6 protein-coding genes and 2 pseudogenes are annotated in these 12994 nt (G+C 45.5%); 4 read left to right on the top strand and 4 right to left on the bottom strand.

Features of this window, described 5'->3' with window-relative positions:
• Positions 1–7 precede the first annotated feature (7 nt).
• Both fadJ and IT774_RS11500 read left to right on the top strand, forming a co-directional pair.
• Positions 8–2153, top strand: a pseudogene (gene fadJ, locus IT774_RS11505) (fatty acid oxidation complex subunit alpha FadJ).
• A gap of 186 nt (positions 2154–2339) precedes the next feature.
• Positions 2340–2555, top strand: a complete 216-nt coding sequence (locus tag IT774_RS11500) for a hypothetical protein (RefSeq protein ID WP_195809898.1) — start codon at positions 2340–2342, stop codon at positions 2553–2555.
• Between the two features lie 663 nt (positions 2556–3218).
• Here IT774_RS11500 and IT774_RS11495 read toward each other — a convergent pair.
• The 3 genes from IT774_RS11495 to IT774_RS11490 all read right to left on the bottom strand — a co-directional run bounded on the left by IT774_RS11495 (position 3219) and on the right by IT774_RS11490 (position 10554).
• Positions 3219–7271: an EAL domain-containing protein gene (locus IT774_RS11495; RefSeq protein WP_232364969.1), complete on the bottom strand. Its 4053-nt coding sequence runs from the start codon at positions 7269–7271 to the stop codon at positions 3219–3221.
• A 32-nt stretch (positions 7272–7303) separates the two neighbouring features.
• The gene (locus IT774_RS17475; protein WP_232364968.1) at positions 7304–7714 is read right to left on the bottom strand and encodes a ligand-binding sensor domain-containing protein; all 411 of its coding nucleotides are present in this window, start codon (positions 7712–7714) and stop codon (positions 7304–7306) included.
• A gap of 158 nt (positions 7715–7872) precedes the next feature.
• Entirely contained in the window at positions 7873–10554 is a 2682-nt protein-coding gene (locus IT774_RS11490) for an insulinase family protein (protein ID WP_232364967.1), read from the bottom strand.
• 258 nt (positions 10555–10812) lie between these two features.
• On the opposite strand from IT774_RS11490, the gene sixA reads away from it, so the two are divergent.
• Both sixA and IT774_RS11480 read left to right on the top strand, forming a co-directional pair.
• Positions 10813–11313 (top strand): phosphohistidine phosphatase SixA, encoded by a 501-nt coding sequence (sixA, locus tag IT774_RS11485; protein WP_195809897.1) that lies wholly within the window; start codon positions 10813–10815, stop codon positions 11311–11313.
• Between the two features lie 147 nt (positions 11314–11460).
• Complete coding sequence (locus IT774_RS11480; RefSeq protein ID WP_195809896.1) at positions 11461–11640, top strand: hypothetical protein; 180 nt, start codon at positions 11461–11463, stop codon at positions 11638–11640.
• Here the strand turns inward: IT774_RS11480 and IT774_RS11475 are convergent.
• A pseudogene (locus tag IT774_RS11475) lies at positions 11637–12928 on the bottom strand (HlyC/CorC family transporter). The gene IT774_RS11480 and the pseudogene IT774_RS11475 overlap by 4 nt on opposite strands.
• Positions 12929–12994: the final 66 nt, after the last annotated feature.

The following is a 12994-nucleotide window of genomic DNA, read 5'->3' as shown; positions in this document are numbered from 1 at the left end:
CGAACAAATGACAACTTCGCCAACAACTGAAGAAGCGCCGGCCAGCGCCTTTACGTTAGAAAAGAAAGACAATGGGGTAGCCATTTTAACCATGGATGTGCCCGGCGAGTCGATGAATACCCTGAAGGCGGAATTTGGAGAGCAAATCAACGCCATGCTGGATGATATTGAAGCCGACAAGAGCATAAAAGGCGTAGTGCTAGCCAGTGGTAAAGCCGCTTCGTTTGTGGCCGGGGCCGATATTACTATGCTTAGTGAGTGCAAAACGGTCGAAGATGCCCAGCGTCTTGCTACCAGTGGTCAGGACGTTTTTAATCGTATCGAAAAAATGCGAGCTACTTTTGTCGCCGCCATTCACGGGCCCGCCCTGGGCGGCGGTCTGGAGTTGGCGCTGGCCTGTCACTATCGGGTGTGTACCGATCACAAAGCCACTCAGGTAGGCTTGCCGGAAGTTCAGCTGGGTTTGCTGCCAGGCAGTGGCGGTACGCAGCGATTACCGCGGTTAGTGGGTATTCAGCAAGCCATGAAGATGATGCTGACCGGTTCTTCAGCGCGAGCCAAACAAGCTAAAAAGTATGGCATTGTAGATGAGGTGGTTCCCCACAGTGTATTGCTTGAAGTCGCTGAAAAATTTGCCCTGAAACGCAAACCTGAACGTCAGGCGCCGCAAAAAGGCATGATGAATAAGCTGCTTGAACAAAACAGCATGGGCGGGGCATTGTGTTTAAAAAAGCCCGCGAGCAGACTTTTTCGAAGACAAAAGGTAATTATCCGGCCCCGGCGAAAATTATTGATGTAATCGAAACCGGGGCGAACGATGGTATGGCTGCTGGCTTACGTGCCGAAGCCAAAGCTTTTGGCGAGCTGGTGATGACCCCTGAATCATTTCAGTTACGCGAAATCTTCTTTGCTACCACGCAGATGAAAAAAGAACAAGGTGTCGCCGGGGTCCCGGCGCGCAAAGTCAATAAAGCCGGCGTATTAGGCGGCGGACTAATGGGCGGTGGTATTGCTTATGTTACCGCCAGCAAAGCCGGCGTGCCTGCACGAATCAAAGACATTCGAGCCGAAGGCATCGCCCATGCTATGAAATACAGCTATGATCTGCTGAATAAAAAAGTCAAAAAACGGCACATGCGTAAGTCAGAGATGCAGAAACAAATGTCTTTGCTTACCGGCACCCTGGACTACAAGGGCTATCAGGATGCAGACATTGTCATCGAGGCAGTCTTTGAAGATGTTGAATTAAAGCAAAAGATGGTGGCGGACATTGAGCAGCATTGCCAGGCCGAAACTATTTTTGCGTCCAATACCTCTTCTATTCCCATTGGGCAAATAGCGGCAAAAGCCAATAAGCCTGAAAACATCATTGGTCTGCATTATTTTTCGCCGGTGGACAAAATGCCCCTGGCTGAAGTAATTGCCCATGAAAAAACCAGTGATGAGACGATTTCTACCACCGTAGAGTTTGCCCGCAAGCAAGGTAAAACCCCGGTGGTGGTAAAAGATGGCGCCGGGTTTTATGTTAACCGTATTCTCGCGCCTTATATGAACGAGGCGGCGTACCTGTTGTTGGCAGGAGAACCCATTGAGCACATCGATAAGTCGCTGGTGAAATTTGGTTTCCCGGTGGGCCCGGTCAAGTTGCTTGATGAAGTAGGCATTGATGTGGGTACCAAAATAATTCCTATTCTGGTGGACGCCTTTGGCGATCGGTTTACCGCCCTGATGCGTTTGACAAAGTCCTGGCGGATAACCGCAAAGGCAAGAAAAATCAGAAAGGTTTTTATTTATACGAAGGAAAAGATGCCGGTAAGGAAGTGGATGAAACAATCTATAACTTACTGGGCATTTCTCCGTCTTCCAGCCGTAGCGAAAAAGAAGTGGCAGAACGCTGTGTGTTAATGATGTTAAATGAGGCGGCCCGTTGTCTTGACGAGGGGGTAATACGAAACGCACGTGACGGTGATATCGGCGCTATCTTTGGCATTGGCTTCCCGCCGTTTTTGGGTGGACCCTTCCGCTATATGGATACCTTAGGCATCGACACCGTGGTAGAAAAACTAAATCATTATGCTGGTAACATTTCAGATAAATTCACACCCTGTGATTTACTGACCCGGATGCAGCAAGAGAACCGTACCTTTTACTAATACGGTAACAACCTGAAAAAGCCGGAAGTGTGCCTGCACCTTCCGGTTTTTTTGTACCCGATAATCAGGCATAACACCGCGAATAAGCTCAAAAAATGACTAAATACATTGGATCGTATGATATCTGAGCTGTATAATATGTCGCCGGAATTGGCTGGATAAACATTATATGCAGGGGTAGTTCAAATGGTAATGTTGATATGGCCAGTGGCTGTGATAGCAATAGCGTTGTATTTTGGTGGGTATTTTTATGTCGAAGCGTCAAAAGCGGGCATGAAAAAAGAATTCTGGGCGTTAGCGGGACTCGTCGCAGGACCAGTGCTGATGCCACTGTTTACCTTTCATCGCTATATTCAGATGAAGCGGGAAGCTGGTTTGGAGAATATCTGGATGGCCGCCTGAGGGGCTAACGGCTGAAGAGGCATAGCGAATGCCTCTTCAGAAAAAAGCATATTGTTGCTTAAAATCCAATACGACAAAGACGCTTGCCGCAGTTTGAAGGGCGTCTGGCTTGAGTTTCAGTAGAAGCTTCAACTTTCTTTTCTAGAGGACGTACAGTTTCGTGAGTATTTACTGAGGCCTGAGTGCTGGTCGATAATACAAGTGCCACTGCGTATGCTTTCAACATGTTTCTTTTCCTTGTGTAAGTAATTCTTTGATTTTCTTATTTTTTAACCACCGTCAGTATTTCTGCGGTGTGTAATAAAGATAAAGCGATTACTGTGCCAACTTGGAAAATAAAAAATAATCAATTAAAAACAATGGCTTAAGATGCGCGCCAAAACCACGTCATTCACTTTTAAAAAAGCGAGCGAATCTGCGCAGTAGGCTATTCTGCAGTGACGAATTTTTGACGCTGATTTTTTGGCTTATTTATAGTGACAAAAACAGTGGCAGGTTATTCCGACATATAAGGAGCACCAAGGCGGGTTGCTGATAGTGCTGGGGCTGCTGAACACCTATCAGCAGATTGACACGAATGCCGGCCTGCTGAGGTGAACTTTTATTCGCGGAGTGTTTTCAGCCTGGATACTGACAACAGTCAGCTATTTCTGGTACTGAAGCTTAAGAGTGGTTGTTATTACTTATCAGATTATGCAACTGCTGATTTTCCCTGAGCAGTGCTTCAAAACGCTCGGCATTAATAGGGCGGCTATACAAAAAGCCCTGCAACATTTCACATTCGTAACGCCGTAGAATTGTCAGCTGGCTTTCTTTTTCCACCCCTTCGGCCACCACCTTAAGTCCCAGATTATGGGCGATATTAATAATGGCAGCCGTCATATGACGATCGACGCTGCTTTTATCAATATCATCAATAAAGGCTTTATCAATTTTCAGGGTGTTGAGCGGAAAACGTTTGAGGTAGGCCAGGGATGAGTAACCTGTCCCAAAATCATCCAGCGCCAGATGGATGCCTTTTTCCCGAAGCCGCTCCATCATCCGTAACCCTTCTTCCGGATTTTCCATCAGGGTACCTTCGGTGATTTCACATTCAAGGTGCAGTGGTGACAATCCGACTTCCTGCAATATGCGGATTATGCGATCGTCCAGATCAGGTAATTCAAACTGCTTGGCTGAGATGTTGACGGCCACGCGGCCGCTGAATATTCCTTCACTGACCCAGCGCTTGGTGTCACTTAAGGCTTTACGCAACACCTGTTCGCCAATTTCAATGATTTGACCGGTCTGCTCCGCCAGTGGAATAAATTGTCCCGGGCTGACAATACCTTTATGAGGATGTTCAAAACGGACCAGGGCTTCCATACTCACCAAACGACCTGAGTTGATGTCTATTTTGGGTTGATAGAACACACTGAATAAATCATCTTTAATGCCCTGGCGAATCAGGTTTTCAATTTGCAGCTGCCGAACGGCATTCTGGTTCATTTCGCCACTGAAAAATTTATAGCTGTTGCCCCCATTGTTTTTCGCAAAATACATAGCCGTATCGGCATTTTTAAGCATTTCCTGTGAACTCACGCCGTCTTCGGGATAAAAGGCGATGCCGATACTGGCGCCCAGTACAAACTCCTGCTTATTGATGATAAAAGGGCGTGACAGGGTATCTAATAAGCCCTGGGCGTAGTGGGTAATGGTGTGAATATCCGATTTATCCTCCAGCAGTACACTGAACTCATCCCCGCCTAAACGGTAACAGGTTGCCGTTTTCCCGGTGGTTCGTTGAATCCGTTTGGCAATTTGTTTTATCAAAACATCGCCGGTCTGGTGCCCTAAAGAATCATTGATTTTTTTGAAGTTATCCATATCCAGGCACAGCAATGCATGACTTTCGGTCCGGCGAACCAGATTCTGATGGCTGGCCTGGAAAAAAGAACGATTGGGTAAGTCCGTCAATGGATCGGTATTAGCAAGTTTCAGCAGTTCTTTTTCTGTATTTTTGCGCGAGGTGATATCAGAAAATACACCAACAAAGTGACTGATACGGCCTTCTTCATTGTGAACCGCATCGATATTCATCTCCATTTCAAATTTTTCACCATTAATGCGGGCTGATTCAACCTCTCCAAACCAGTTGCCTTTGGCTCGCAAAGTTTTCTTAATCTCTTCGGTATAGGGTTCGGGGTACTGGTGAAAGTACAAATACGAAGCAAGTGCCTGATCCCGGGTTTCGCCGGTATACTGGCAATACGCATTGTTCACTGATATAAATTTGAAATTGGTATTGGTAATAAACACACCTTCCGAGATATTTTCGATAGAGCGTTTAAATAGATTCAGCTGTTCTTCGGCTTCTTTCAGATGATGAATATTTTTGAGGGTCCCGGTCATACGTATGGGCTGGTCGTTGTGGTCCCGGGTAACTACCTTGCCTCTGTCTAAAATCCAAATCCATTGATTGTTAAATGTTTTTGCCCGATACGTCAGTTCGTAGTATTCCGTTTTATTGGCAAGATGGGCTTTGAGTGCTTCCTGAACCCGGAGTAAATCATTAGGATGAATATTAGCATCGTAGGCCGTGGAGGTACGGATATTATCCTGCGGAAAGTCCAGCGTACCCCAGGTGTTTGAGCGATACACCTGGCCTTTATAGACATCCCAGTCCCACAATTCGTCGCCGCTGCTCCATAATGTAAGCTTCAGACGCTCTTCGGATTCGCGAACCGCCAGCTGAGTTTTTTTCCGCGACTGATAATTTTTAAACAGTAACAGCAAAATACTTGCGAAAATCAGGGCATAAAAAGCCAGTGCACCCGTGTGCAACCAGGGAGGCCGGCCTATCTTTATCTTCAGGCTTGAGGTCTTTGACCAGTCTTTGCCTGGTTCTTTGGCCTGAACTTCGAAAGTGTAACTACCAAATGGAATATTATTGAATTGCGCATTGCGGCCGCCTTCAGAGTTCATCCAATTTCCGTCAGCACCTTGAAGTCGATAACGGTATTCAACCAAATTAGGAAACAGAGGATTAATTAGCTCAAATGTGATGCTAAATCGTGACTCATCGTACTTAAGTTCGATGGCACCATGTTCAGCACTGATAATATTTTGCGTTAAACCGCTTTCACCATCAATGTTATAGCCGAATACCTTCGTTGCTAAAATTAGTGGCTTTTGAGTAGGATAATCCGCGGCTAATCTAAATTCTGGACGGTTAAGTTTGATACGATTAAAACCAGAGCTACCTGCGAACACTACATGGTCGTTGGCAGTTTTTAAGACAACCCCATCATTAAAACTATTATATCCAAGCTGCTCTAAACTAAAGGTCTCGATTTTTTCTGATGTAGAAAGATCGTAAGCGTATATTGAATCGTTCGTAGCTATCCATAATATTTCTTCGTGAGAAATTGCCGACATGGGCCCCTTGCCCTCTGCGTCGACAACTTTACTATCGATAATTTCTAATCTAGTTTTATCTATTTTTGATAATGTATTCAGACTGTTCAAAAGCCAATAAGAATCTCGCCATGAGAAGATTGTAACCGTTCTGAAATCGCTGTCTTTATTCAAAGTAATTGATTTTATTATCTTCTTTGAAGTTGGGTTGTAAATAAATAAAGACTCTTTACTTGCTATCCAAAGCCTACCTAGCGTATCTGCGTATTGCACAGCAGAGTAACGATCTATGCCGGTGATATAATGCGTTTCTGTGATTGGTGTTGCGTCAGGAGAATCCAAATAACCCGGCAATAATGCTGAATCTATAGAAAATGCTTTATTTTCTTCCATCACTAACCAAATTTTGTTATTGGCTTCGTAAATTGAGTCAATGAAATTTCCTTCGAAAAAACTGGTCACGAAGGTGAATTTACTTTTATCTCTTCGAAATACTTTTATGCCGTCAGACGTGGCAATCCAGAAGTAGCCATTGTTATCTATGACTAAATCCCAAAATGTTTCATTTCGTTCGGTAATATAATAAGAGATTTTTCCAGTATCAAAACTAAAACGACCCATTCCTTCATTTTGTGTAACGAACCACAAAGTCTCTTCTTTGTCCTGTTTGATAGCCCAAATCGAATTACCATCTTTTTTCTCTTGGAAGCTTTTTTGATTTGAGTAGACTCTCGTGTGGCTTTCTTTAGAGTTGTATTTAAATAACCCCTGATAGGAACCAATCCAAATGTTATCATTTGTATCTTTTAAGTAAGTCAACAAGTAGCGCTGAGATAAACCTGTAAGACTGACGCTATCTGGACCTATAGACAAAAAATGTTTGGTATTGAAGTCGTAAATATCTAAACTTACATCAGTTCCAATCCATAATTGCTCTTGATAGGAGAAAGCAAAAAAAACAAATGGGGCGTTTGAGGTTGAACTCTTTTCGCTGTATAGCTCTTTAACAGTACCGTTTGCCTGAACTTCAAATAGCCCATTCTCAGTGGCTAGCCAATATTTTCCATCAATAATAGTAATTTGATTGATCGACTCAGCTGGTACATGTATTGACCAGGGGTTGGCTTCCTGGGCTGAATATAGTGTTTTGGTCGTCTTATCTAGTATGAATAAGCCTTCGTCGACGGTACCAATCCATGTTCGGGATGTTTCATCAAGCAAAGAAACAATATCTGAATCTATATTAAGCTCTTTGATATAAATATCTAAAAACTGGTTGTTTTCATCCCAGAAATAGAGGTTATTATCGATAGCAATCAAGGGGGCATCGCTGGAAGAAGAAACAATTTCACCTATAGAGCCGGACTTATCCTCAGAATTTTTTTGTGAACTATTTCGAATTTATCACTTTTTTTATTATAGCGGGCAATGCCACTGGTAGTACCGACCCACAACACGCCCCAGCTATCGACATAAAGGGATGTAATGCGGTTAGAAGGAATTGAGAACTCATCATCTTCAGAAGCAAGATATTGCTTGATTTCATAGCCTGAATAGCGATTGAGGCCATTTAGCGTGGCTATCCAGATATATCCGTCTTTATCTTCAGCAATGTCCAGGACAGTTAAGTCTGACAATCCATCGCGGAGGGTGAGTTCTTTAAAATAAATATCTGTGATCGAGACGGCGTAGCTTGACACCGAAGCCAGGCTGCCACACAGCATCAACAGAACAACTGTTAAACGAGCGATGGTCGAGCGCACCAAAAACACCTTTATACGGCCTAACGCCTTATCATTATTAGTTAATGTTATTTTTATCGGCTTTTATCCGTAAAACCGTAGTCACAATATGCCGAAATCGATTGGGGTCTACAAGATATTTTTATGGTAATACAATAACTAGCGTAAAGAATAATCAATTAGTTGTAATTTACCCCCTGACTAGTCAAAGCAGGGGTCAGCGACTTGAATTCAGCAATTTTATCAACCCGCTTTCCCTTGCTACAGTCAAGCTCAGCAAAGCGTCCGTTAGCAAACAATACCAACTCTCCGAATAGCGAACGGTCGGCAATCTGGTGCGCGTATGAGCGAATTTCCTCAAATGTCAGATTGGCCACACACTCAGCCAGCTGACTATTGCGGTTAAATTCGTAATCTGAGGTGCCCAGGCTTATCCACAATCGCTGAGACTTCATGGATAGCGAAAGGTCGCGTTCATCAAGCTGCTTCAACAGGTTGTGCTGAATAGTAGGCCAGTATTCCTGATAAAAATCCACCTCCTCAAGCTGTTTAAACAAAAAGCCGGTAATTTCGTTCATAAGCTGGTCCGGGGAACAGTTCGGGCTTTGAATATAAAATGCCATGCCCGGATGCTGGTTCTGCGGCACGTAACCGGTGCCTACCACATAACCCAGTTGTTTCTGGGTACGCAGAACACTGAAAAACGGTGCGGCCAGTATCTGCTCTAGTACCATGCAAAGTGCCGTATCTTTCAGATTACTGCTGGGGGCCTGTAAATACAGCACCACGGCACTGTCTTCATGCTCGCTGGGCACCTGATGATATAAAGTGGTGCCAGCAGGAAGCTGGGAGACCTGACGGGGTAACGCTTCGCCGGTTGCGTAAGGACTCAAACTGCTAATCTGCTCAGCAAAACTCCGCGCCTGTTCACCTGACCAATTCCCATGCATAAAGGTTTCAAGATAATACTGTTCAAGCGCCTGTTTAGAAAAGGTCAGCATATCCTGATATTCGCATTTTTCTAATGCTTTTATCAGATCGATAGGGGCCTGAGTATTACGCTGGATAAGCACACTCATTCTTGAAAACAAGCGGTTGGTGGGTTTGTTTAGCAGTGAGTTTTGCAAGCTTTGAAGCTGCATTGCTTTACGCTGTTCAAACTGTTCCTGAGTGGGAACTTCTGTTTGCACTGCCTGTAAAAGCTGAGTCGCGAGTAGCGTCTGTTGATTGGTAAAGCCGCGGGTATGCAGGCTGAACCCGGCCTGGTGACCATACAAACGGTAGTGCAGACCGGCAATTTCAGCGCGATAATATTTGGCCTGCAAGGTGTCATTAAGACAGGCCAGCCATATTCGTTTTGCGGCGACTGATTCTAATGACTGGGTCAGGGCAGGGGTATCAAGCGAAAAGTAGATATCCCCCTTGGGACTATGAAACTGATGGTCCTGAGCAAACCAGCAGGTCAGCCCCGATTCCCGGATTAACGCTACCGGCTTTTCGTATTCAGGCTCAGGCAAAGTGAGCGAATACTCACTACCCATATATGGGTTGGGTGGTGGCAGGTACAGGGCCTCAATTTGCGGTGGTTGCGCTAGGCTTTGCTGCAGCTCGTGAGTCAACGGCTGAACACTGTAGCTGGCATTATAATGCTGGCATTCGCGCTCGGTAGGTAGTCCCGGGGCGATGAGTTTCACTCTGAGATTATCCGCTGAAAAATAACCTAATGCATGCTCCAGCACCTCGCGATCAAAACTGTCGATGGTAGTTCTGAACTGCCTGATCTCCTCCTCACTGAATAAAAACATATGCTGGGCGTATTCGCAGGCAATGGGCATCAGCTTGGGATTGTCCTCATACTGATACGCTAACGAATGTAACCGGGCTTTTTCCTGATAGCGCCAGGGGTCGTTCAATGAGCTACGAATAAGTTCGATATACGTAAACAACGCCTGTATTACAGCTTCATGATGTTGCAAGCCATCTTTTGTGAGCTGAAAATTCACGTTAAAATCTTTGTAGTCATCGCCTTCAATACCACTACCTGCGATCAGGTTTGTCACCCAGTCTTTGTCTTTCAAATACGCCAGTAGCGAGCCTTCTCCCTCATCGCCCAGTAAATGGCTGATGTAATTGAGTGGCTTTACCCGAAAGTTGTTGTGCAGAGCTGGCATTGGAAAGGTCACAATCATCCGGCGCGCCGACTGTAAGGGCTCAATATTGATTTGAATGCCTTTATGGGCATCCAGGTACAGAGGCGGCCAGTTGGCGCTGGCCGGGGTACCGGCAGGAATGTCTTCAAAAAAATGTGTTACCGCGCTGGCCAGCTCCTTCGTCGGTATGGAAGAAAAAATACATAGCGTCATATTGCTGGCACAATAATATTGCTGATGATGGGCCAACAACTTTTGCTGCAACGAGGAGATTTCATTTTGGCCAAAGATATGGGCATTACCTACCGAAAACTGGCTGAACGGGTGCGCCGGGTTGCAGGTTTCTTTGTGGATTTGATACAGCCTGCGAAGATCATCTTTACGTTTAAATTGAAATTCTGCCTCAATGGACTGAATTTCTTTTTCCAGCGCCGCTGTCTTAAGCAATGGATGTTGCAGCATATCTGCAAAGGCTGGGAGTAGGGTAGGCAGCGAGGTATTGCGACAATGAAAATGATAATTTGCGTATTCGGTGCCCGTCCAGGCATTGATAGCGCCGCCCTGGCGCTCCACCAAGTTATTAATCTGGTTGGGTTCGGGCAGATGTTCACTGCCTAAAAACAGACCGTGCTCTAACAGATGGGCCAGGCCCTCACAGTCTTTAGGATCGTAAAAGTGGCCTGCTTTTACTGCCATCGAAACATAGCTCACCGCAGAGTCCTCAAGGGGACAATGCATTACTTTAAGACCATTAGGTAAAGTAAGAAAATGAGATTGCGTGAAATTAAGTGTTGTCAAAATGCCCTCAATTCATTGGGTTTTACTGCATTTTAAGGAATCAACACACTCCACTAATTCCCTGACTTAAACATTAGTATGAGATACCAAAGAATTCGAACATTATCTCTAGGTTATAAATACGCCTTCTGCTATCGTTAAAGAGCAGTATCTCATCTTATTAGTAATGTTATGTCACGTCAAAGCAGCGATTCCATTTTGCTATTTATCATGCGCCACGGAGAGGCAGAAGACTTACGTCGCGACGATAAGTCACGCAAGCTCACCGACTTCGGGCGTACCCAGGCGGTAACCACCTCACGCTGGCTGGCTAAGTACAGCCCGGATCATGCTATTGATCTGGCATTGGTTTCGCCGTATCAGCGAACCCGCCAGACCTTTGATATGATGACAGAGGATAATAAGTTCAGTGAGATGCAGTTGTGCGACGATATTATTCCGGATGGGGATGTGCGACTGGCCCACGATTACATCGATGCAATGCTTGCTCAGGCCCGTAAATTGCCAATGAATAATGTGTTGGTGGTCAGCCACATGCCCTTTGTCAGCTATTTTGTCGATGAGCTTTGCCGAACACAGCGAACCGCGTTGTTTGCTACGGGGTCGGTCGCCGTTATTCGTTATTCTCTCGTTCGTCATCAAGGTGAGTTACTGGAGCATTATCAGGGGTAGATCTTTTCCTGCCAGCTCACAGGCCACTATTTTTTATTAGTGTTGCGCTTTAGAAAAATGTTACCGGTCCGATACATACTCTAAGTGAGAGGCTGCGACATGATTCTTCCCTAACGGACAGGGCAGTCGCGTTAATGAGCAACGGTAATGACCACCAAATCAATCCCCGAAATGTTACGGCATTCGCTGGAAAGTCATATGGCTGAGGCGGATTTACGTGATGACGATGAGTTGCGTCAACTGATGGGAAAGTTAACTAACTTATCCCAGAAAGTCGCCGCGGCCAAAGCCCAGGCGCTGGCGCGCCGGGCCGATACGTCCGATTAATCGTCAGAGCCGTCGCTTTGCGCCAGATAATACTCAGGCATTATCCTGACGGTCTTGATCATGTTCTCTGTAATATCCACAATTTCGATAGGGTAGCCGGATAGCCGAACACTCACCCGATTCTCAGGAATTTCTTCCAGATACTCTAAAATCAAGCCATTTAATGTTTTGGGCCCCTCGGTAGGCAGGTTCCATTCCATTTCCCGATTTAAATCACGGATATTCGCACTGCCATCGACCAGCACGCTGCCATCTTGCTGCAAATGTGCTTCTTTGCTGTGGTCCGGCACCATGCTAGTGGTAAAGTCGCCCACAATCTCTTCCAGAATATCTTCCAGCGTTACCAGCCCATGATGTCGCCGTACTCATCTACCACCAACGCAATCCGTTCTTTTTCGGTTTGAAACTTATACATCAGGGTATGCAAGGGCGTGGACTCGGGGGTGTAATACACTTCACGCACCGCCCGCAATAAGCTGCTTTTAGTAAACTGGTCGCGCGACAACAACCGCAATGCATCACGCACGTGAACAAAGCCCACTGCGTCATCGATACGATCGCGATACAACAACACCCGGGTGTGCTGGGAGCTGGTCAGTTGCTTTTGAATTTTTTTCCAATCATCGTTGATATCGATAGCAAAAATTTCGGCGCGGGGCACCATGATATCTTCAGCGGTAACGCTTTCCAGATCTAGTATGCTGACCAGCATATCCTGGTGCTTTTTAGGAATCATGGCCCCGGCTTCATACACCACGGTGCGCAATTCTTCGCGACTCAGTGAGTCGTCGCTGCCTGTGGTGGGATTGATTCTCAGAATATACAAAATGCTGTTGGTAATACTGTTGATGAGGGCTACAAAGGGATACATCACCGTTAACAGCGGCAGCAAAATTACGGAGCTGGGAAAGGCGATTTTTTCAGGATAAAGCGCCGCCAGCGTTTTCGGGGTCACTTCAGCAAAAATCAGTAAGATCAGCGTCAACCCAAAAGTTGTGGCAAAAAAGCCCCAGTAATCACCAAACAGCCGGGTACAGATAATGGTTGCAATCGAAGACGCTGCTATATTGACCAGGTTATTACCGATCAGGATCAGACCAATAAGCCGATCGGGGCGGTCGAGTAGCTTCTGAACCCGTTTCGCTGAGGTGTTCCCTTCATTTTGCAGATGCTTAAGCCGGTAGCGGTTTATCGACATCATGCCGGTTTCAGAACTAGAGAAATAAGCAGAAAATAATATGAGCACTGCCAGTATAATACACAGCGTGCTGGTTGATATGGCGTCCAACTATGGGTTTCCTATACCTTGGTGATTTTCAATGTTGTGTTGCGTAACCAACAGAATTTTTAATGT

This window comes from Salinimonas marina, from assembly GCF_015644725.1.
Lineage (GTDB): Bacteria > Pseudomonadota > Gammaproteobacteria > Enterobacterales > Alteromonadaceae > Alteromonas.
The sequence above is the reverse complement of the archived record's forward strand: the minus strand, read 5'-3'. Positions and strand labels throughout refer to the sequence as shown.

Bases quoted from the DNA above. Each gene is read 5' to 3' on its own strand.
- IT774_RS11500 (WP_195809898.1), top strand. From the start codon at position 2,340: ATGGTAATGTTGATATGGCCAGTGGCTGTGATAGCAATAGCGTTGTAT.
- sixA (WP_195809897.1), top strand. From the start codon at position 10,813: ATGTCACGTCAAAGCAGCGATTCCATTTTGCTATTTATCATGCGCCAC.
- IT774_RS11480 (WP_195809896.1), top strand. From the start codon at position 11,461: ATGACCACCAAATCAATCCCCGAAATGTTACGGCATTCGCTGGAAAGT.